This window comes from Candidatus Gastranaerophilales bacterium (assembly GCA_028693235.1).
Classification (GTDB): Bacteria; Cyanobacteriota; Vampirovibrionia; order Gastranaerophilales; family Gastranaerophilaceae; genus JAQUVW01.
Genome location: JAQUVW010000002.1, coordinates 1 through 18,840, shown reverse-complemented (window position 1 = coordinate 18,840; position 18,840 = coordinate 1). Strand labels below are relative to the sequence as shown.

General features: G+C 37.1%; 26 protein-coding genes and 2 rRNA genes. 25 read left to right on the top strand and 3 right to left on the bottom strand.

All coding sequences use genetic code 11. The features are described 5' to 3' along the window. Window positions 1–43: 43 nt before the first annotated feature. From PHV37_03200 to rplR, 22 genes are all read left to right on the top strand, one after another. Complete coding sequence (locus PHV37_03200; protein MDD3237084.1) at window positions 44–559, top strand: hypothetical protein; 516 nt, start codon at window positions 44–46, stop codon at window positions 557–559. A 40-nt stretch (window positions 560–599) separates the two neighbouring features. Next, window positions 600–1,556 carry a thioredoxin-disulfide reductase gene (gene trxB, locus PHV37_03195; protein ID MDD3237083.1) on the top strand — a complete coding sequence of 319 codons (957 nt, stop codon included), beginning with the start codon at window positions 600–602 and terminating at the stop codon, window positions 1,554–1,556. Between the two features lie 191 nt (window positions 1,557–1,747). Continuing rightward, window positions 1,748–1,978: a hypothetical protein gene (locus PHV37_03190; GenBank protein ID MDD3237082.1), complete on the top strand. Its 231-nt coding sequence runs from the start codon at window positions 1,748–1,750 to the stop codon at window positions 1,976–1,978. A 142-nt stretch (window positions 1,979–2,120) separates the two neighbouring features. Further along, window positions 2,121–3,491: a replicative DNA helicase gene (dnaB, locus tag PHV37_03185; protein MDD3237081.1), complete on the top strand. Its 1,371-nt coding sequence runs from the start codon at window positions 2,121–2,123 to the stop codon at window positions 3,489–3,491. A 368-nt stretch (window positions 3,492–3,859) separates the two neighbouring features. Continuing rightward, window positions 3,860–4,177 carry a 30S ribosomal protein S10 gene (rpsJ, locus tag PHV37_03180; protein MDD3237080.1) on the top strand — a complete coding sequence of 106 codons (318 nt, stop codon included), beginning with the start codon at window positions 3,860–3,862 and terminating at the stop codon, window positions 4,175–4,177. 120 nt (window positions 4,178–4,297) lie between these two features. Continuing rightward, complete coding sequence (gene rplC, locus PHV37_03175; protein MDD3237079.1) at window positions 4,298–4,933, top strand: 50S ribosomal protein L3; 636 nt, start codon at window positions 4,298–4,300, stop codon at window positions 4,931–4,933. 33 nt (window positions 4,934–4,966) lie between these two features. Continuing rightward, complete coding sequence (gene rplD, locus PHV37_03170; protein MDD3237078.1) at window positions 4,967–5,602, top strand: 50S ribosomal protein L4; 636 nt, start codon at window positions 4,967–4,969, stop codon at window positions 5,600–5,602. Further along, window positions 5,602–5,910 (top strand): 50S ribosomal protein L23, encoded by a 309-nt coding sequence (gene rplW / locus PHV37_03165; GenBank protein ID MDD3237077.1) that lies wholly within the window; start codon window positions 5,602–5,604, stop codon window positions 5,908–5,910. The genes rplD and rplW overlap by 1 nt, the downstream gene beginning before the upstream one ends. A 4-nt stretch (window positions 5,911–5,914) precedes the next feature. Then, the gene (rplB, locus tag PHV37_03160; GenBank protein MDD3237076.1) at window positions 5,915–6,745 is read left to right on the top strand and encodes a 50S ribosomal protein L2; all 831 of its coding nucleotides are present in this window, start codon (window positions 5,915–5,917) and stop codon (window positions 6,743–6,745) included. 15 nt (window positions 6,746–6,760) lie between these two features. Further along, the gene (gene rpsS / locus PHV37_03155; GenBank protein MDD3237075.1) at window positions 6,761–7,042 is read left to right on the top strand and encodes a 30S ribosomal protein S19; all 282 of its coding nucleotides are present in this window, start codon (window positions 6,761–6,763) and stop codon (window positions 7,040–7,042) included. Window positions 7,043–7,044: 2 nt separating this feature from the next. Continuing rightward, window positions 7,045–7,380 carry a 50S ribosomal protein L22 gene (rplV, locus tag PHV37_03150; GenBank protein MDD3237074.1) on the top strand — a complete coding sequence of 112 codons (336 nt, stop codon included), beginning with the start codon at window positions 7,045–7,047 and terminating at the stop codon, window positions 7,378–7,380. A gap of 12 nt (window positions 7,381–7,392) precedes the next feature. Continuing rightward, the gene (rpsC, locus tag PHV37_03145) at window positions 7,393–8,157 is read left to right on the top strand and encodes a 30S ribosomal protein S3 (protein MDD3237073.1); all 765 of its coding nucleotides are present in this window, start codon (window positions 7,393–7,395) and stop codon (window positions 8,155–8,157) included. Between the two features lie 35 nt (window positions 8,158–8,192). Next, window positions 8,193–8,597 (top strand): 50S ribosomal protein L16, encoded by a 405-nt coding sequence (gene rplP, locus PHV37_03140; protein MDD3237072.1) that lies wholly within the window; start codon window positions 8,193–8,195, stop codon window positions 8,595–8,597. A gap of 9 nt (window positions 8,598–8,606) precedes the next feature. Further along, window positions 8,607–8,801 carry a 50S ribosomal protein L29 gene (gene rpmC / locus PHV37_03135; GenBank protein ID MDD3237071.1) on the top strand — a complete coding sequence of 65 codons (195 nt, stop codon included), beginning with the start codon at window positions 8,607–8,609 and terminating at the stop codon, window positions 8,799–8,801. A gap of 20 nt (window positions 8,802–8,821) precedes the next feature. Beyond that, window positions 8,822–9,067, top strand: coding sequence for a 30S ribosomal protein S17 (rpsQ, locus tag PHV37_03130; protein MDD3237070.1), 246 nt, complete (start codon window positions 8,822–8,824; stop codon window positions 9,065–9,067). Window positions 9,068–9,107: 40 nt separating this feature from the next. Further along, on the top strand, window positions 9,108–9,476 hold the full coding sequence (gene rplN / locus PHV37_03125) for a 50S ribosomal protein L14 (protein MDD3237069.1): 369 nt from the start codon (window positions 9,108–9,110) through the stop codon (window positions 9,474–9,476). 10 nt (window positions 9,477–9,486) lie between these two features. Continuing rightward, the gene (gene rplX / locus PHV37_03120; GenBank protein MDD3237068.1) at window positions 9,487–9,837 is read left to right on the top strand and encodes a 50S ribosomal protein L24; all 351 of its coding nucleotides are present in this window, start codon (window positions 9,487–9,489) and stop codon (window positions 9,835–9,837) included. Window positions 9,838–9,896: 59 nt separating this feature from the next. Beyond that, window positions 9,897–10,445, top strand: a complete 549-nt coding sequence (gene rplE, locus PHV37_03115; protein MDD3237067.1) for a 50S ribosomal protein L5 — start codon at window positions 9,897–9,899, stop codon at window positions 10,443–10,445. A gap of 14 nt (window positions 10,446–10,459) precedes the next feature. Then, the gene (locus tag PHV37_03110; GenBank protein ID MDD3237066.1) at window positions 10,460–10,666 is read left to right on the top strand and encodes a type Z 30S ribosomal protein S14; all 207 of its coding nucleotides are present in this window, start codon (window positions 10,460–10,462) and stop codon (window positions 10,664–10,666) included. Between the two features lie 158 nt (window positions 10,667–10,824). After that, on the top strand, window positions 10,825–11,220 hold the full coding sequence (gene rpsH, locus PHV37_03105; protein MDD3237065.1) for a 30S ribosomal protein S8: 396 nt from the start codon (window positions 10,825–10,827) through the stop codon (window positions 11,218–11,220). Between the two features lie 100 nt (window positions 11,221–11,320). Continuing rightward, window positions 11,321–11,860, top strand: a complete 540-nt coding sequence (gene rplF / locus PHV37_03100; protein MDD3237064.1) for a 50S ribosomal protein L6 — start codon at window positions 11,321–11,323, stop codon at window positions 11,858–11,860. Window positions 11,861–11,962: 102 nt separating this feature from the next. Beyond that, a complete protein-coding gene (rplR, locus tag PHV37_03095; GenBank protein MDD3237063.1) occupies window positions 11,963–12,331 on the top strand; it encodes a 50S ribosomal protein L18 in 369 nt (122 codons plus the stop codon). A gap of 49 nt (window positions 12,332–12,380) precedes the next feature. Here the strand turns inward: rplR and recF are convergent, their stop codons facing one another. Then, a complete protein-coding gene (gene recF, locus PHV37_03090; GenBank protein ID MDD3237062.1) occupies window positions 12,381–13,535 on the bottom strand; it encodes a DNA replication/repair protein RecF in 1,155 nt (384 codons plus the stop codon). A gap of 85 nt (window positions 13,536–13,620) precedes the next feature. Here recF and PHV37_03085 point away from each other — a divergent pair, with 85 nt between their 5' ends. Further along, window positions 13,621–14,256 carry a class II aldolase/adducin family protein gene (locus tag PHV37_03085; protein ID MDD3237061.1) on the top strand — a complete coding sequence of 212 codons (636 nt, stop codon included), beginning with the start codon at window positions 13,621–13,623 and terminating at the stop codon, window positions 14,254–14,256. Here PHV37_03085 and PHV37_03080 read toward each other — a convergent pair. Further along, the gene (locus tag PHV37_03080) at window positions 14,246–15,178 is read right to left on the bottom strand and encodes a TIGR01212 family radical SAM protein (protein ID MDD3237060.1); all 933 of its coding nucleotides are present in this window, start codon (window positions 15,176–15,178) and stop codon (window positions 14,246–14,248) included. The two genes, PHV37_03085 and PHV37_03080, sit on opposite strands and share 11 nt — an antisense overlap. Window positions 15,179–15,189: 11 nt before the next feature. Next, on the bottom strand, window positions 15,190–15,363 hold the full coding sequence (locus tag PHV37_03075) for a hypothetical protein (GenBank protein ID MDD3237059.1): 174 nt from the start codon (window positions 15,361–15,363) through the stop codon (window positions 15,190–15,192). 767 nt (window positions 15,364–16,130) lie between these two features. Between PHV37_03075 and PHV37_03070 the strand changes: the two genes are divergently transcribed. Together PHV37_03070 and PHV37_03065 are read left to right on the top strand one after the other, a co-directional pair. Continuing rightward, window positions 16,131–17,653: ribosomal RNA gene (locus PHV37_03070) — 16S ribosomal RNA — on the top strand. Window positions 17,654–17,972: 319 nt separating this feature from the next. Further along, window positions 17,973–18,840 (top strand): 23S ribosomal RNA (locus PHV37_03065); the annotation flags it as partial.

The following is an 18,840-nucleotide window of genomic DNA, read 5'->3' as shown; positions in this document are numbered from 1 at the left end:
AAAATAATGTTGATTATCTGATATGAATAATTAAAATATATTTATGCGTTTATCCAGATTGTCGATAGTATTTTTGTGTGTAATTGCCATGTTTCAATTTGGCAATGTAAATTCTTGTGCTGCAAATACGGTTATTTCGGGCGGAGTTTCTTTAACAGACAGCGTTCCATCGGGTTTTTTCGGTGCGTGGAAGGTTGTTTCTGTTTTGTCAAAAACAAATAATTCTCAAATGTTTGCACCTTATAGCGTTGATATTTGGAACTTATCAAGACAAAATGGCGTCATAACTCTCAGCAATCCTGTTTCAGGAGCGAGAGCTTCAATAAGTGTGGATGAGGTAAGAGGGGATACTGTAAGGTTTAAGAAAAAATCTTACGATATTGACGAGGAGTCAATAGAAACGCCTGTTTTAACGCTTAATGGTGATAACTTTAGAGGTACAGACAGAATTGAAGTTAAAACTTATCAAAAAGGGCAACTGGTCAAAACAGAGTTTGTAGAATATAATATAGTTGCCTTCAAGATGTCGGGTGCAACAGTTCCTGATATTTTTGAATAGACCGGATAAATTATTAAAAGAGAAGAGTGAGATTTATAAAATGATGCAAACAGAGAAAAAAGAGTTGCAATTTGACGTGGTTATATTAGGTGGAGGGCCGGGTGGCTTTTCTGCTGCTATGTACGCATGTAGAGGTAATGTAAAAACTGCCATGATTGATATTACAATGTTTGGCGGGCAACCCAGTAATTATTTGGAGATAGAAAATTACCCAGGTTTCCCCGTTATCGGCGGTTATGACTTGATGGAAAAATTTGAAGAACATGCTGACAAGTTCGGCGTGGAAAAATTCCCTATGCAAGAGATTTTAAAAATAGATTTAGTTTCAGACATTAAAACAATCGAAACTAATGAAGCCGTATTTAAGGCAAAAACAGTAATCATTGCAACAGGTGCACAGGCAAAAAAATTAGGCGTTGCAGGTGAAAAAGAATTTGTAGGTAGAGGCGTCAGCTACTGTGCGGTTTGCGACGGAGCTTTTTATAAGGACAAGGTTGTTGCTGTTGTCGGTGGAGGAAATGCCGCAGTTGAAGAAGCAATGTATTTGACTAAATTTGCAACAAAGGTATATGTAGTTCACCGCCGTGATTCTTTAAGAGCTGACAAAATTGTTCAAGAAAGAGCCTTTAAAAATGAAAAATTGGAATTTGTCTGGAATTATGTTCCAAAAGAAATCCAAGGCAATACAACTGTTGAAACCTTTGTAATCGAAAGCACAGAAGATAAGTCTAAAAAAGAGTTGAAGGTTGATGGAGTTTTCCCGTATATCGGATTTACGCCGAATGTTGATGGTATTAACGGGCAACTTAGACAAAATCAAGCAGGATTTGTTGAAACAGATGTTAATATGCAAACCTCTGTTCAAGGTGTTTATGCGGTAGGCGATGTTAGAAATACACCATTAAGGCAAGTTATAACAGCAGCGGCAGATGGTGCTATTGCAGCTTGCAGTGCGGTCAAATATCTTGAAACAGCAGATGAAAAAGTTTCTGTTTAATATTTAAGCGAAATATTATATTATAATGCGGGATTTATTCCCGCTTTTTAGTATAGTCTCCATTGAAAATATGATTTTTGTTAAAAAATATTAAAAAATTTCTGTTTTGCGATTATAATTATGACAACAATTAATAATTCATTAACAAAATAATGTGAGGTTATTGCGGAAAGTTCGCAAGAAGGTATTTTATGATTAACAATTTACAAAGTTTAATTTCAAAGGTTTTGTATGCACCTGTTTCTACACCCCAGTCTGTTGGTGCTCAAAACACATCAAATAATCCTTTTGCAAATCCTTTTATGCAAACAACAACTAACCAATATTACGGAAAAAATTCACCTGTAAAAGGCGGTTATTTTGCAGGCTATTACAACAACAAACCGAATATTGTCGGAAGAAGATTGTTTTTGGAAGTCTAGCGTTAAGCTTTATAAATTATTTTCGTTAAATCCATGCATTTTTTTCATGAGTTGTCTATAATGAACTGGACTACCTCGGCATGCCGAGTAAGAGAATGGACGAAATTTATAAACGTGTATGAATGCACGAGAGGAATAACCTTTGGCAACAGAATTAGCAAATATACAAGAGGGTAATCTTTCAAAATTGCCTCCTCAAAGTATTGAGGCGGAGGAAGCTATTTTAGGAGCGGTTCTTGCCAATCCGATGGTTTTATCGAGAATTGTTGAAATGATAAAGCCTGAAAGTTTCTATAAACCTGCAAATAAATTTATATATGATGCAGTTTTGAGCCTTTTTGCGAGAAACGAGGCTATTGATATTGTCACGGTTTCAGAGTTTTTAAGAGAAAATGATAAGCTTGAAATTGTAGGCGGCCGTGCGTATATAAATGATTTGGCGTTAAATGTCGTAACAACTGCAAATATTGAGTTTTATGCCAAGATTGTTCAGGAAAAAGCTATTAAAAGGGCATTGATAAATGCAGGCTCTGACATTGTTACAATGGCATACGATAACGGCTCAACTGAGGCTACCTTGGATAATGCCGAAAAATTGATTTTTAATATCGCAGCAGAAAAACATACAACAGATTTAACTCCCGTGAAAGACTTGGTTTTATCAAGTTATGAGCAAATTGAATATAGATATAACCATAGAGATGAATTGATAGGGGTTCCTACAGGATTTTATGATTTAGATGGAATGACGGCAGGTCTTCAAAAGTCAGATTTAATAATATTGGCAGCTCGTCCTTCAATGGGTAAAACAGCTTTTGTGTTAAATTTAGCACAAAATGTTGCTTTGCGTGGTGAAAAAGCAGTTGCGGTATTTTCTTTAGAAATGCCTAAGTCACAGCTTGTAAAAAGAATGTTATGTTCTGAAGCCGAAGTCGATATGCAACGATTGAACTCAGGTCACATGCAGCCAAAAGACTGGGAAAAATTGACAACATCAATGAATAGTTTTGCAGACGCTCCTATATATATTGACGATACGGGCTCAATAACCGTAATGGATATAAGAGCAAAATGCAGACGACTAGCGATGGAAGAAAAAAATCTCGGTTTGATAGTTATTGACTATCTTCAATTGATGGAAGGCGGAGCAGGTTCAAACCCGAATGACAGAAACCAACAAATTTCAGCAATTTCAAGAGGATTGAAGACATTAGCAAGAGAACTTGAAGTTCCTATAATTGCACTTTCTCAATTATCCCGTGCCGTTGAATCAAGAACCGATAAACGCCCGATGATGTCAGATTTGAGAGATTCAGGTGCAATTGAACAAGATGCTGATATCATTATGTTCATATATCGTGACGAATATTACAACAAGGATGAAGCTGACAACAAAGGGAAAGCTGAACTTATTATTGCAAAACACAGAAACGGTCCTATCGGCATGGTTCCGTTGCTCTTCCAGTCAAATATAACAAAATTCAAAAACCCGACAAAAACAGATGTATTCTAAACTTTAAGGTATTTTGTTGTTGATTTTGAATAAAGTTATACAAAGCGAAAGATTCTGCATTTTTGCCTAATAATCTTTACAACACCTTAATCAAAGAATTGTGATGTAATTTTCGATTGCCAAAGCCCATGTAATACCTGCTTTTTGCATGAATAAAGAAATATTAAGAAAAATACACTTTTCCAAAAATTAGTGATTGACGGGTAATCATGTTTAATATACATTTGAATTACTGGACGCACTGGAAACATTAAATTTATGCGATTTAATTTTTTAAAGTTTTAGCCCGAAAGGGTGAAGACAGGCATGAAATCAGTGATTCAAGTGTGTTAGGTGATTTAAAGGTAAAAAGGAAAGTAGAAGAAATTATGAGCAATGGCACAAGACAAAGAATTAGAGTTTGCTTAAAGGCTTATGACCATAAACTTATTGATGTTTCAGCAGAAAAAATCGTTGAAACAGCAAAAAGAACAGATGCCAAAGTAGCAGGACCTATTCCTCTACCAACAAGAAGACGCATCTACTGCGTGCTAAGATCACCCCACGTCGATAAAAAATCAAGAGAACACTTTGAAATGAGAACTCACAAGCGTATTATCGATATCTATGATCCTACAGCACAAACGACAGAAGAGCTAAGTAGAATGGATCTACCGGCTGGTGTAGATATTGAAGTTAAACTATAATTGATAGTTTATACACACATTACAATTTAATATAAAAGGGAATGCCCCCGCTATAAATTGAATGTGAACTACGAGGCAAAACTCAGAGTAACGTAGCGCTCACAAGTAGAAAGGTAAGAAATGACTCTAGGCGTAATTGGAAAAAAACTAGGAATGACTCAAGTCTTTGATGAACAAGGACTTGCAATCCCAGTCACAGTAATAAAAGTTGACCCATTGACTGTAACACAAGTAAAAACAGTTGATTCTGATGGCTATAATGCAATCCAAGTCGGTGTTGTACCGGCAAAGGAAAAACATTTATCAAAAGCTGAAATTGGTCACTTTGCAAAAAATAAATTAGAAAACTATAGACATCTTCAAGAATTCAGAGTAGAAAATCCTGAAGAATTTAAAGTTGGACAAGCTATTGATTTAACTTTATTGAACGATATAGCAAAAGTTGATGTAACTGCTAAATCAATCGGTAAAGGTTTTCAAGGTACCGTAAAGAGATGGAACTTCTCAAGAGGACCAATGGGACATGGTTCAAAGAACCATAGAGAACCGGGTTCAATTGGAGCAGGTACAACTCCGGGCCGTGTTATCAAAGGTAAAAAAATGGCAGGCAACATGGGTAACGAAAGAGTTACTATTACAAAACTTTCAGTAGTAAAAGTTGATAGCGATAACAACTTATTGTTAGTAAAAGGTTCAGTTCCGGGACCTGAAGGTAAATTAGTAACAGTAGTCCCATCAAGAGTTAAATGGAACTAACTCCAAAAATCAAGTTAATAAGGAAATGAAAAAATGACAAAAGAAGTTTCAATATTAAGCACAAGCGGAAAGCAAGTCGGACAAATTACACTTGACGAAAAGGTATTTGGAGTTGAGCCAAATTTGCACGTAATGCATATGGCTGTCAGAAGGCAGTTGAACAACGGCAGAGCCGGTAGTGCTAATTCAAAAACAAGATCAGAAGTCGCAGGCGGCGGAAGAAAACCTTGGAAACAAAAAGGTACAGGTAGAGCCAGAGCCGGTTCAATCAGATCACCATTGTTTGCAGGTGGTGGTGTTGTATTTGGTCCAAAACCAAGAAGCTACGCTTTCTCAATGCCTCAAAAAGCAAGAAGACTTGCACTTAAATCAGCTTTATCTGCAAGAGTCGAAAATACAATTTTAGTTAAAGATTTTTCAGAAATTACTGAACCAAAAACTAAATTGATGATGGATTCATTGAAGGCATTAAAAGTTGAAGGAAAAGTATTAATTATTGCTGATGTAAAAGCAGCAGAAAACGGTTGTTTAGAACTAGCTGCAAGAAATATCCCAAGCGTAAAAATAATTATACCTTCAAACCTAAACGTAAAAGACTTACTAGAAGCTGATAACGTAATCCTTACAGAAGCAGCTATTAACGAAATAACTGAGAGGTTATCAAAATAATGAGTAACATGAAACAAAATAAAGAAAGATTATACGATATCATAAAGAGACCTATAATCACAGAAAAATCAATGACTGCAACTACAATGAATCAATACACTTTTGAAGTAGTCAAAGACGCAACAAAAGTAGAAGTAGCTCAAGCAGTTGAACTTGCTTTCCCTGGAAGGAAAGTAACGCAAGTAAGAACAGTTTACATGCCATCTCACGAAAAGAGAATGGGCTATTCCGTAGGTAGAACTCAATCTAGTAAAAAAGCTATCGTTACTATTGACGGAGAACCAATAGAAGAACTAATAGGAGCATAATACAATGGGTATTAGAAAAATAAATCCAACTTCTCCCGGACAAAGAGGAATGACAAAAAGTGATTACGCTGAAATCACTACGTCTACCCCCGAAAAATCACTTTTGATGCCAATCAGAAAGAAAGCCGGTAGAAATAATACAGGAAGAATAACTTGTCGTCATAAAGGTGGCGGACATAAACAAGCATATCGTATCATTGACTTCAAACGTAATAAATTTGGTGTTGAAGGTGTTGTAAAAACAATCGAATATGATCCAAACAGAAACGTAAGAATTTCATTAGTTGTATATGCAGACGGAGAAAAGACCTACATTTTAACACCTCACGGTTTGAATGTCGGAGATAAAATCATTTCAGGTCCTGGAGTAGAAATCCAAGTCGGAAACGCAATGCCATTAGAATTGATACCGTTAGGTACAATGGTTCATAATATTGAAATGATTCCGGGAATGGGAGCTCAATTAGTCAGAACAGCAGGAGCAAGTGCTCAATTGATGGCTAAAGAAGGCAATTATGTAACAATCAAATTACCAAGCTCAGAAATGAGAATGATAAGAAAAGAATGTTTAGCAACTGTCGGTGTACTCGGCAATGCTGAATTCAAGAACATGAAAATCGGAAAAGCCGGTCGTAAACGTCATATGGGTATCAAACCTACCGTTAGAGGTGTTACGATGAACCCTTGCGATCACCCACACGGTGGTGGTGAAGGAAAAACAGGTCCCGGCGGACATCCTAAGACACCTTGGGGAAAACCGGCACTTGGTGCAAAGACTAGAAAAGTTAACAAAGCGTCTGACAAGTACATAGTCAGAGCAAGAAAGAAACGCTAATAAAGGAGATAATGAATGGCTCGTTCACTAAAAAAAGGCCCATATGTACAAGAAGCTCTTCAAACTAAAATCACAAAGATGAATGCAGCAGGAGAGAAGAAAGTAGTAAAAACTTGGTCTAGAGCATCTATGATAGTTCCTGATATGTTGGGACATACAATAGCTGTTCATAACGGTAAAACACACGTTCCTGTATTTGTAACAGAACAAATGGTTGGCCACAGATTAGGCGAATTTGCGCCAACAAGATTATATAGAGGTCACGCTGGTCAAGATAAAACTGCGAAAAGGAAATAACTATGGAAGCTAAGGCAAAACAAACAGATATAAGAATGCCCGCTCGTAAATTACGTAGAGTAATAAACGAAGTTAGAGGCAAATCAGCATCAGAAGCTATAAAAATTCTTAAATTCATGCCATATTTTGCGGCAAGAGTGGTCGAAAAGAATATAGTTGCTGCCGTTGCTAATGCATCAGAAAAATTTGGTGCAACTGCGGATACACTAAAAGTTTCTGAAATTTTCGCTGACGAAAGTACAACCCTCAAAAGAGGTAAACCGAGAGCTCAAGGTAGAATATACAAGAGACTAAGACGTTCATCTCATTTGACAGTAACAGTTACAAAGACAATATAGGAGGCTATAACTTTGGGACAAAAGACACATCCAACAGGATTCAGAGTAGGAATCATTAAACCCTGGTTAAGCACATGGTTTGCTAAAAAGAATTACCCAGAGTTCTTAGCAGAAGATGCGAAAATCAGAAAGTTTATAAAGAAAAAATTATATACAGCAGGCATTTCAAGAATTCAAATTGCCAGAAAAGCTCAAAACGTAATTATTACGATTGTTACTGCTAAACCAGGTATCGTAGTAGGACGTGGTGGACAAGGCATAGAAGAATTAAGAAGCTCAGTATCAAAACTAATCAACAAAACCGTTACAATAGACGTTGTTGAAGTAGCTAGAATTGATGCAGATGCACAACTTGTATCTGAGTCAATTGCATTGCAATTAGAAAAACGTATTGCATTCAGAAGAGCAATGAAACAAGCTGTTCAAAGAACAATGAGATCAGGTGTTCAAGGTATCAAAATCATGGTATCAGGAAGACTTGGCGGAAATGAAATCGCTCGTTCAGAATGGGTAAAAGAGGGAAGAATTCCTCTTCAAACCTTAAGAGCAGATGTAGATTACGGATTCGCTGAAGCAGATACTATGATGGGTAAAATCGGCGTAAAAGTTTGGATTTTCAAGGGCAATTTAATGCCGGGTGAACAAGCAGATGCAAACGTTAAGATGAAAAAATCTGCAAATGGTGAAGAAAAATCACTAGGTGGCAGAAGAAAAAAACGTGGAGCTCAAGCTCAATCAACCCAAGCAAAAGCTGAAACCCCATCTGAAAAAGAATAAATTAGTAAAAAAATAATTAGGAGCGAAAAACAACCATGTTAATGCCCAAAAAGACAAAATATCGTAAAAAGATGAAAGGAAGAATGAATGGTTCTGAGACCAGAGGTACAGAACTTGAGTTCGGCAGCTACGGCTTGCAAGCTTGTGAACCAGCATGGATTACAAGCAGACAAATAGAAGCTGCAAGAAGAGCAATGACTCGTGAAATAAAAAGAGGCGGAAACGTCTGGATAAAAATTTTCCCGGATAAACCGATTACGGCAAAACCAGCTGAAACTCGTATGGGTAAAGGTAAAGGTGCACCGGAATATTGGGTAGCAGTAGTAAAACCGGGCAGAATTATGTTCGAATTAGAATATTCTGAAAGAGATGTTGCGGTTAATGCTCTTGAATTAGCAGCTCAAAAACTTCCAATTAAAGTAAAAGTCGTTGAGAAATAGGTGATGACAATGAAATTAGAAGAAATGCGTGAAAAAACAGTTGAAGAACTACAAACAGCAGTAGTTGATTTCAAAAAACAATTATTTGATTTGAGAGTTCAAAAATCTTTGCAAAAGTTGGAAAATACCGCTGAAATCGGTAATTTAAAGACTAAAATTGCACAAGCAAAAGCTGTAATTAAAGAAAAACAAGTAACAAAATAATTAAGAGGTAACAGAACAAAATGCCTAAAAAGGAAAAACAAGGTGTTGTCGTAAGTGACAAAATGGATAAAACAGCTGTTGTAAAGGTAGCTGAATTTAATCCTCACCCGAAATATAAAAAGATTATCGAAACAACAAGAAACTATAAGGCTCATGATCCTGAGAACACTTGTGGCGAAGGTGATGTAGTCAGAATAGTTGAATCAAAACCAATGTCTGGTGACAAACGTTGGCAAGTTGTTGAAGTAATTCAAAAGGCTAAATAGTTTAGCTGAAGAGTTAAGTTAATCCAAAGGATGAATAAAAATGATACAACAAGAAACCAGATTACAAGTAGCAGATAATACAGGTGCCAAAGAGCTTCTATGCATTCGTGTAATGGGTAGCTCAAACAGAAAATATGCACGTGTAGGAGATGTTATAGTAGCAACTGTAAAAGATGCTACACCAAACATGACTGTTAAAAAATCTGATGTAGTTAGAGCAGTAGTTGTTAGAACTAAAGCTGATATCAAAAGACAAGACGGATCAGTAATCAGATTTGATGAAAATGCAGCAGTAATTATTAACAAAGACGGCAACCCGAGAGGCACTCGTGTTTTCGGACCTGTTGCCCGTGAGCTTAGAGATAAAAACTTTATGAAAATAATTTCTCTTGCTCCAGAGGTTATATAGGAGAATCGAAATGAAAAGAGTAAAAAAACCCGTAGAACAACACGATTTGCATGTTAAAACAGGTGACAAAGTGGTTGTTATCTCAGGTAAAGATAAAGGCAAAGTTGGCAATGTAAAGAAAATTGTTACATCTGAAAACAAAGTTATTGTTGAAGGTGCTAACATGATTACAAAGGCAACAAAACCAAATCCGATGGCAGGCGTACAAGGCGGTTTAATAAAGATGGAAGCAGCAATGGACTCATCAAAAGTTATGCTATATTGTCCATCTTGTGAAAAAGCTACAAGAGTTAAATTCGAAGTCAAAGGTGATAAAAAAGTCCGCATTTGTAAAAAATGTGGCGAACAATTAGATGTATAGGTATGGGTATCTTATTTTTGTAGTAAAATGAAGATACATTCTACGAAGGAAAAATAAAAATGACAACAACAAAAAATTTAAGAACAAAATACAATGAAGATGTAAAACCTGCATTGCAAGAACAGTTCAAATATGAAAATATTCATCAAATTCCTATGTTAAACAAAGTCGTTGTAAATATGGGCGTTGGTGAAGCCAGTCACAATTCAAAGTTAGCTGAAGCAATCGTGGCTCAATTGACTAAAATTTCAGGTCAAAGAGCTGTAGCTACAAAGGCTAAAAAATCAATCGCTGCTTTCAAATTAAGAGAAGGTTCACCGGTTGGTTGTATGGTTACTTTGCGTGGCGAAAGAATGTATGACTTCTTGCAAAAGCTTATTTGTGTAGTTCTTCCGAGAATTCGTGACTTTAGAGGTATAAGCTCAAAAAGTTTCGATGGCAGAGGAAATTATACATTAGGTTTGAAAGAACAATCATTGTTCCCTGAAATTTCATACGATGAAATCGATACAGTTTTAGGTATGAATATTTCAATAATTACAACTGCTAAAACAGATGAAGAAGCTAGAGCTTTGCTAAAAGAGCTCGGTATGCCATTTAAAAAATAACAAAGGAGTAACACGTGGCTAAGAAAGCAATGATAAACAAAGAACAAAGAAGAGAAGCTCTTGCAGCAGCAGGAAAATATCCTACAGTAAGACTTCACAACAGATGTTCTATTTGTGGTAGACCTCACGGATTCCATAGAGATTTCGGTCTTTGCAGAATTCACTTAAGAGAAATGGCTCACAGAGGATTATTACCCGGCGTAACTAAAGCTAGTTGGTAATTATTAAGAATACTTGAAAAAGTTAGACTTTTAATTTTCAATTGCCTTTGGATATACTGCTAGAGCAGGGAGGCTTGAGGTTATAAACGTATTTTCGTTTTAATATCTTCAGTCGCCATAAAAACAAAACGTTTAGTAAGTAGATAAAGGATACAAAAATGACTACAGATTCAATAGCAGATATGCTAACAAGAATTAGAAATGCAAATATTGTTTCTCATAAAGATGTTAAAATGCCAAGTTCAAAACTTAAAGTTGAACTTGCTAAATTACTTAAAGATGAGGGTTACATAGCTGGTTATTCAGTTGATGAATCAGGCAAATTTAAGGTTTTAAACATTGAATTAAAATATGATGAGAAAAATAAACCAGTAATCACAAACTTAAGAAGAATTTCTAAACCGGGTTTGAGAACTTACTCAAAATCTAAAGATCTTCCACAAGTTTTGGGTGGTATGGGAATTGCTGTTATCAGTACAAGTAAAGGCTTGTTAACTGACAGAAAAGCAAAAAATGAAAAATTAGGCGGTGAAATCCTTTGCTACGTTTGGTAGTGAAGTTACCTGTAAATAGTACATAAGCCCGATATTTGAGTGTAATCGGTAGAAAAACTCAAGTATAATAAATTAGTAAAATATACCAAAAGGAGAAAAAATGTCACGTATAGGAAGATTGCCTGTTGAAATTCCATCAGGCGTTGATGTAAAAATTGATGGTCAAAAAATTACAGCTAAAGGACCTTTAGGGACTGAAGAAGTAGAAGTAAGACCGGAAATTTCATTAAAAATAGAAGACAACCATGTCATTGTCACAAGAGCTGATGAATCAAGATTGTGCCGTTCACTTCACGGTTTGTCAAGAACATTGGTTGCAAATGCAATTAATGGTGTAAAAAATGGTTTTGAGAAAAAACTTGAAATTGTTGGTGTAGGTTATAGAGCCGCAATGCAAGGAAATACCTTGAATTTAGTTTTAGGTTATTCTCACCCGATTAATATCGAAGCACCTCAAGGAATCAAAATCGCAGTTGAAGCTAATACAAAAATCACAGTAACCGGTTCGAATAAACAAACAGTCGGTGATGTTGCAGCTGCAATCAGATCAAAACGTCCTCCTGAAGTTTACAAAGGAAAGGGTGTTAAATACGAAGGTGAACATATCAGAAGAAAAGCCGGTAAAACAGGTAAAAAATAGGTTTTAAAGTGATATAGTTTATCAATTTATAATATGTATAATTAAAATTGCCAATATAAACCCTTGTAAAACGCAAGAAGGTTTTGGTGAAAGGAAATAAAAATGATTTCAATTAAGAACAGAAAAGCACAAGCTCAAAAAAGACATAAAAGAATAAGAGTTAAAATTGAAGGAACTACAGAAGCTCCGAGATTAGCAGTTTACAGAAGTACAAAGCACATTTATGCTCAAATCATTGATGATGTAAAACGTGTTACAATATGTGCAGCTTCTTCAATCGATAAGGATTTGAAAGAAAAATTGGCTCACGGTGGAAACATTGATTCTGCAAAAGTTGTCGGTGAAGCTTTGGCTAAAAAAGCGATTGCAAAAAACGTTAAAGATGTCGTTTTTGACAGAGGCGGATTCGTTTATCATGGTCGTGTTGCAGCTTTAGCTGATGCGGCGAGAGAAGGCGGATTAAACTTCTAGTAAGTTAAATAAGCAATGATTAAAAAGCACTTTCTTATGAAGGTGCTTTTTAAATGTTTTGATTTTTTGTAATAAAGGCTCCATTTTCATTGGAGTCTATTGTGTATATTTTTACGTTTTCCAAATATTTTTTGTCAAAATGCAGTGTATCGACAGAGGTAATAACAGTTTGAGTATTTTCGCCAATTGCGTCGAGCAAATAATTTTGTCTTAGATTATCGAGCTCAGCCAAAACATCGTCTAGAAGCAAGATTGCATTTTCGCCTGTTTTGTTCTTTATAATTTGAAGTTCAGCTAGTTTAAGTGCAAGGACTATAGTTCTTTGTTGACCTTGTGATGCAAATTTTTTTGAGTCGATATTATTGATGTAAAATGACAAATCATCTCGATGAGGTCCAATGACTGATTGGGCTCTAATGATTTCTTCTTGTTTTTTTAGGTTTAAATTTTCGTTAAATTGTTTTAATATTTCTTCGATGTTTGGCGTGTTGTTTTCATCAGCAAAAACATTTCCGCAAATTGTCGAGTTGTATTCAAGTTTTAGGTTTTCTGATTTTGAAATTTCAGAATGTTTTTTATTTGCTATTTTCTGAATTTCCTTGAGAAAATTGAGTCTTATAAATATAATATTGCTTCCTGCTATTGCGAATTGTTCGTTCCATACATCTAAAATTGAAGTATCAGAAGATAGATTTGTTTTTAGAGATTTCAAATAATTATTTTTCTGGATGCGAATTTTGTTGAATTTAGCGAGTCTGTCAATATAGGCAGGATAAATTTGGCTAATTGCTAAATCGAGCCATTTTCTTCTGTCATCAGGTGCACCTCTTAAAAGCAATAAATCCGATGAAGAAAAGCTTACAGTAGAAAGGCAAGAGATAAATTCAGCCGATTTGCTTTTTTTGAGCCCGTTAATTTTAAGGATTTTTTTCTTAGGCGGATTTATTAATATATCAAGTTCAATTTCGATATCGTTTTTGTTGAAACCAGCTTTTATCGAAGCGAATTGAGAGCCCCATTTTATTAATTCTGCATCAGTTTTTGCTCGAATAGAGTTCAGCGAGGAAAGATAATATATTGCCTCAAGAAGATTAGTTTTGCCTTGAGCATTTTTGCCAATTAATAGGATTTTTTTTGAAGACAAATCAATAGATAAATCCTCGTAGTTTCTATAATTTTTAAGCTGAATATTATTTATAAACATAAGTTTATTATAGCAGATACACCAAATTTCTGGCGTTTGTGATGAAAATTTGTTATTATTAGAAAAAAGTTTGTATGGGGGCATAATGGATTTTACAGAAGAAAAAAATGCAATTATTGAAATAGGAAAGAAACTATATTTCAAGAATTTGACATCAGGAACATCAGGCAATATAAGCATGCGTCTTGGCGACGGTTTTTTGGTTACCGCTACAGGTACAGCACTTGGCGATTTGTCGATGGAAGATGTGGTTTTCGTCGACATCAACGGGCAGCCATTAATAGAGGGTAAAAATCCTTCATCAGAAAGTTTTTTGCATTTGGCAATATATAAAAAAAGGCCTGATTTGAATGCTATTGTTCATTGTCATGCACCTTATGTGTGTACGTTTGCAGTTGCCCATAAAGATTTGGACATGCCAATAATGGCAGAGAACGTTTTGTATTTTGGAAAAATTCCTATTGCAGAATATGCGATGCCGTCATCAAAAGAGCTTGTAGATAATACAGCAAAGCTGTTTGCTCGCTATGATGCAGTTTTAATGGCAAATCATGGCATTATATGCGGTGATAAAACTCTACGTCATGCTTTTTATAAAACTGAAACAGCAGAAACCTATGCACAGGTTGCAGTTTTTTCTAAATTATTAGGCGAGCCGAAGTTACTTGATGAAAAAGCTCTAAAAGACTTACAAATATTAAAAAAACAGCTTACACATTAATAAGCATGGCACCTTGATAAGAGTTTCTGCGTTTAAATTCCGCATCTAATTTGTTTATAAGCACCCATTTTTTTTCAAGCCAAGAAGGTTGGACTCGTTCAGATTTCAAACCATTGCCGGCAAATCTTTCTAAAACCACGTTAGGTGGAAGTAGCTCTAAAAAGTCGCAGACAGTTTCAACGTATTCATCTTCGCTCATTAGGTGTATTTGTCCATTTTGATATAATTCAGCAAGTTTTGTGTTTTTTAATACGCAAAGCATGTGGATTTTGACGCCGTCTATTCCCATGTCCCCGAGAACCTTTGCTGTTTCAAGCATGTCTTTTTTTGATTCATTTGGCAGTCCTAAAATAACATGGGCACATATATTTATATTATGTTTTTTTGTGATTTGGCATGCTTTTTCAAAACACTTAAAGTCATGCCCCCTATTAATATATTTAAGGGTTTTGTCATGAATACTTTGCAAACCGTATTCGAGCCAAGTATAGTAATTTTTTGTGTATGAGCCGATAAGCTCAAGCTTTTTCTCGTCGACGCAATCGGGTCTGGTTCCGATAGAGATGCCCACGACATCTTCATGAGAGAGAGCTTCGTCATAAATTTTCTTTAAAACGGAAACCTCTGCGTACGTGTTAGAGTAGGCTTGGAAGTAAACGAGGAACTTTTTTGCAGAAAATCTGTCTTTAATTGTGGAAACACCGATTTCCAATTGTTCTTTGACCGATAGATTATTAGAATACAGTTGAGAGAAGCTACCTGAGCCATCGCAGAAGATACAGCCATCTTTAGAGATATAGCCGTCTCTGTTTGGACAAGTAAAACCCGCATCTAAAGTCACTTTGTAGACTTTTTCTCCAAAGAGATTTTTTAAATGCGAGCTAAATTGATTATATCTTTTGTCAGAATTATAGAAAAGCATGACAAAAAATATTATTGATTGTTTTGTTCATCAGATGGTAAAGGGGGATAAAGATAGTGTTCGCCACAGTTTGGGCAAATGACTTCTTGTTGTTTACCGTCTTCAAGGGCAACGACTTCAAAAAGAGTTCTGCAGCTTGATTGAACGCATCTTATAGCCCAAGTCGGGCGAATAATTCTAGCCATTAGAAAAGCCTTTCAATTAACTATGTATCACAAACTATAATATATTATATGGGTAATAAATACAAGGATATAAATTTTTGTAAACCCGAAAATAGCTGTAAATAGAGAGTTTAAAAAAAAAGACAAAAAACTTGAAAAGACATGTTGTTTTCAGAAAATATTTGAGTTAAAGTAATAAATGTGATAAGTAAATGTCACGGAACCACGAAGTAAGTTAAACCTACTTCAAGGTGAGCCGAGAGGCACGGTGATCGCGAATGATACCGAGAAGCCCGGCGAATGTTAATCTTGATAAAAATTAAAGGCTTGACATTAAACTTTGTGGTGATAATATAGAACTTGCCCTTGAAACGGCAAACACTAAAAAGTCGAGATTCGTTGGAATAAGACACAGTCGAAAATCTGAAAATAAAATAAAAAAGAGATTGTTGACACTCAAAATTTTTGAAGTATGATAATAAATGTCGCTACGAGAGAGTGGAAAACAAATCTCAAATAAAATAAAAAAGGTTGTTGACATTAAACTTTGAAGTGATAAACTTGAAAACGTCGGAAACGACAGAATGAAAGATAAAATAAAGATTTGATGGAATGGTGAATTAGTTTAGTGAAGCTAAATTTGCTGTCCAAAAAACAAATTGAACTTTGAAAACAGAATACTGAAAACGATATATACCTGTTGATTTGAAATAAATGAAACGGACAAAATAGAAGCAAGTCGAGCAATCATATCCGCAAGGATGTGATGATGGACATAAACTTTTCTGACAATGGAGAGTTTGATCCTGGCTCAGGACGAACGCTGGCGGCGTGCTTCATACATGCAAGTCGAACGAGAAGCTAGAGCTTGCTCTAGTGGAAAGTGGCGGACGGGTGAGTAACACGTAGGAAATCTGCCCTAGAGAGGGGGACAACAGTTGGAAACGACTGCTAATACCCCATATGAGCTTGGTTGAGATACCAATCTTGAAAACTCCGGTGCTCTAGGATGAGCCTGCGTCTGATTAGCTAGTTGGTGGTGTAATGGACCACCAAGGCGACGATCAGTAGCTGGTTTGAGAGGATGATCAGCCACAATGGGACTGAGACACGGCCCATACTCCTACGGGAGGCAGCAGTAGGGAATTTTGCGCAATGGGGGAAACCCTGACGCAGCAACGCCGCGTGATTGACGAAGCCCTTCGGGGTGTAAAGATCTGTCAGTAGGGACGAATAATGACGGTACCTACAGAGGAAGCACCGGCTAACTCCGTGCCAGCAGCCGCGGTAATACGGAGGGTGCAAGCGTTGTCCGGAATCATTGGGCGTAAAGCGTTCGTAGGCGGCATATCAAGTCTGGTGTTAAAGCCCGAGGCTCAACCTCGGTTCAGCACTGGATACTGATAAGCTAGAATGTGGTAGAGGTAAAGGGAATTCCTGGTGTAGCGGTGAAATGCGTAGATATCAGGAGGAACACCGGTGGCGTAAGCGCTTTACTGGGCCATTATTGACGCTGAGGAACGAAAGCCGGGGGAGCAAATGGGATTAGATACCCCAGTAGTCCCGGCCGTAAACGATGGATACTAGGTGTTGCGGGTATCGACCCCTGCAGTGCCGTAGCTAACGCGATAAGTATCCCGCCTGGGGAGTACGCACGCAAGTGTGAAACTCAAAGGAATTGACGGGGACCCGCACAAGCGGTGGAACATGTGGTTTAATTCGAAGCAACGCGAAGAACCTTACCAGGGCTTGACATCTAACAAACCTCGATGAAAGTTGAGGGTGCTCTTCGGAGAATGTTAAGACAGGTGGTGCACGGTTGTCGTCAGCTCGTGTCGTGAGATGTTGGGTTAAGTCCCGCAACGAGCGCAACCCCTATTATTAGTTGCTAATATCGGTATACTGATATTGAGCTCTCTGATAAGACTGCCGGTGATAAACCGGAGGAAGGTGGGGATGACGTCAAATCATCATGCCCCTTATGCTCTGGGCTACACACGTGTTACAATGGCTAGGACAACGAGCAGCCAACTCGCGAGAGTGAGCAAATCTCTTAAACCTAGTCTCAGTTCGGATCGTAGTCTGCAACTCGACTACGTGAAGTCGGAATCGCTAGTAAACGCAGATCAGCACGCTGCGTTGAATACGTTCCCGGGTCTTGTACACACCGCCCGTCACACCATGGAAGTCGATCACGCCCGAAGTAGGTGAGCTAACCGTAAGGAAGCAGTCTCCTAAGGCAGGGTTGGTGACTGGGGTGAAGTCGTAACAAGGTAGCCGTACCGGAAGGTGTGGCTGGATCACCTCCTTTCTAGGGAGATACGAAAAATCTAGTTATTTTTCATATCCCAGGTCGAAGACGTTGAAACAATTTGGTTTTTAAAACTTGGACAATTCATTTTCCAAATTGCGGAGTCTTAAATTAATAGGTATGTTTTCAGATATTCTACTTTCAGGGTTTAATTACCTTGACGACGAGATTGAATAAAATCAATCAAGTTAGTTTGTACATTGACAACTGCATAGAATTATAAAGTGTATACGAGATAAAAGAAAACACAAAATGTTATCAAAAATATCTAATATATACGTAATCATCAATGTTTTGTAGTAGAAATACTACTTACATAGGTAAAGCTACAAAGTGCTAATGGAGAATGCCTTGGTACTGACAGCCGAAGAAGGACGCGCATGTCTGCGATAAGCCACGGGGAGTTGACAAGAAACCTTGATCCGTGGGAATCCGAATGGGGAAACCCTCTAAGGTTAAAACCTTAGAATCCTTAGATGAATACATAGTCTAAGAGAAGGAAAGCCTGCGAACTGAAACATCTTAGTAGCAGGACGAAAAGAAAATAAACTAATGATTCCGAAAGTAGCGGCGAGCGAAATCGGAAGAGCCTAAACATTATGTACGTGATAAACTGCAATTGTTGTGCATAGTGGGTTGTGGGACTTACAGAATATCTTGCAGGATATTCAAAGAGTTACAAAATTGATTGTTAAATGAATACAACTGGAAAGTTGAGCCATAGACGGTGATAGCCCGGTAATTGAAAGCAATCAGTCTCTTGTAAGTATCCCGAGTAAGGCGGGGCACGTGAAACCCTGTCTGAATCCTCCGCGACCATGCGGAAAGGCTAAATACTAGTCAGTGACCGATAGTGAACGAGTACAGTGATGGAAAGGCGAAAAGAACAGTGAGAAGCTGAGTGAAATAGAACCTGAAACCGTTAGCATACAACCAGCTGGAGCACTATTAATAGTGTGACAGCGTTCCTGTTGAAGAATGAGCCGGCGAGTTATCTTATGTTGCAAGGTTAAGGAGTTTATATCCGGAGCCATAGCGAAAGCGAGTCTGAATAGGGCATTAAGTAACATGAGATAGACCCGAACCTTGGCGATCTAACCATGACCAGAATGAAGCGTAGGTGATACTACGTGGAGGTTCGAACGGACTGATGTTGAAAAATCAGCCGATGAGTTGTGGTTAGGGGT

Excerpts from the sequence above, each read along its gene's own strand:
- PHV37_03200 (MDD3237084.1), top strand. The coding sequence starts at position 44 with ATGCGTTTATCCAGATTGTCGATAGTATTTTTGTGTGTAATTGCCATG.
- trxB (MDD3237083.1), top strand. The coding sequence starts at position 600 with ATGATGCAAACAGAGAAAAAAGAGTTGCAATTTGACGTGGTTATATTA.
- PHV37_03190 (MDD3237082.1), top strand. The coding sequence starts at position 1,748 with ATGATTAACAATTTACAAAGTTTAATTTCAAAGGTTTTGTATGCACCT.
- rpsJ (MDD3237080.1), top strand. The coding sequence starts at position 3,860 with ATGAGCAATGGCACAAGACAAAGAATTAGAGTTTGCTTAAAGGCTTAT.
- rplC (MDD3237079.1), top strand. The coding sequence starts at position 4,298 with ATGACTCTAGGCGTAATTGGAAAAAAACTAGGAATGACTCAAGTCTTT.
- rplD (MDD3237078.1), top strand. The coding sequence starts at position 4,967 with ATGACAAAAGAAGTTTCAATATTAAGCACAAGCGGAAAGCAAGTCGGA.
- rplW (MDD3237077.1), top strand. The coding sequence starts at position 5,602 with ATGAGTAACATGAAACAAAATAAAGAAAGATTATACGATATCATAAAG.
- rplB (MDD3237076.1), top strand. The coding sequence starts at position 5,915 with ATGGGTATTAGAAAAATAAATCCAACTTCTCCCGGACAAAGAGGAATG.
- rpsS (MDD3237075.1), top strand. The coding sequence starts at position 6,761 with ATGGCTCGTTCACTAAAAAAAGGCCCATATGTACAAGAAGCTCTTCAA.
- rplV (MDD3237074.1), top strand. The coding sequence starts at position 7,045 with ATGGAAGCTAAGGCAAAACAAACAGATATAAGAATGCCCGCTCGTAAA.
- rplP (MDD3237072.1), top strand. The coding sequence starts at position 8,193 with ATGTTAATGCCCAAAAAGACAAAATATCGTAAAAAGATGAAAGGAAGA.
- rpmC (MDD3237071.1), top strand. The coding sequence starts at position 8,607 with ATGAAATTAGAAGAAATGCGTGAAAAAACAGTTGAAGAACTACAAACA.
- rpsQ (MDD3237070.1), top strand. The coding sequence starts at position 8,822 with ATGCCTAAAAAGGAAAAACAAGGTGTTGTCGTAAGTGACAAAATGGAT.
- rplN (MDD3237069.1), top strand. The coding sequence starts at position 9,108 with ATGATACAACAAGAAACCAGATTACAAGTAGCAGATAATACAGGTGCC.
- rplX (MDD3237068.1), top strand. The coding sequence starts at position 9,487 with ATGAAAAGAGTAAAAAAACCCGTAGAACAACACGATTTGCATGTTAAA.
- rplE (MDD3237067.1), top strand. The coding sequence starts at position 9,897 with ATGACAACAACAAAAAATTTAAGAACAAAATACAATGAAGATGTAAAA.
- rpsH (MDD3237065.1), top strand. The coding sequence starts at position 10,825 with ATGACTACAGATTCAATAGCAGATATGCTAACAAGAATTAGAAATGCA.
- rplF (MDD3237064.1), top strand. The coding sequence starts at position 11,321 with ATGTCACGTATAGGAAGATTGCCTGTTGAAATTCCATCAGGCGTTGAT.
- rplR (MDD3237063.1), top strand. The coding sequence starts at position 11,963 with ATGATTTCAATTAAGAACAGAAAAGCACAAGCTCAAAAAAGACATAAA.
- recF (MDD3237062.1), bottom strand. The coding sequence starts at position 13,535 with ATGTTTATAAATAATATTCAGCTTAAAAATTATAGAAACTACGAGGAT.
- PHV37_03085 (MDD3237061.1), top strand. The coding sequence starts at position 13,621 with ATGGATTTTACAGAAGAAAAAAATGCAATTATTGAAATAGGAAAGAAA.
- PHV37_03080 (MDD3237060.1), bottom strand. The coding sequence starts at position 15,178 with ATGCTTTTCTATAATTCTGACAAAAGATATAATCAATTTAGCTCGCAT.
- PHV37_03075 (MDD3237059.1), bottom strand. The coding sequence starts at position 15,363 with ATGGCTAGAATTATTCGCCCGACTTGGGCTATAAGATGCGTTCAATCA.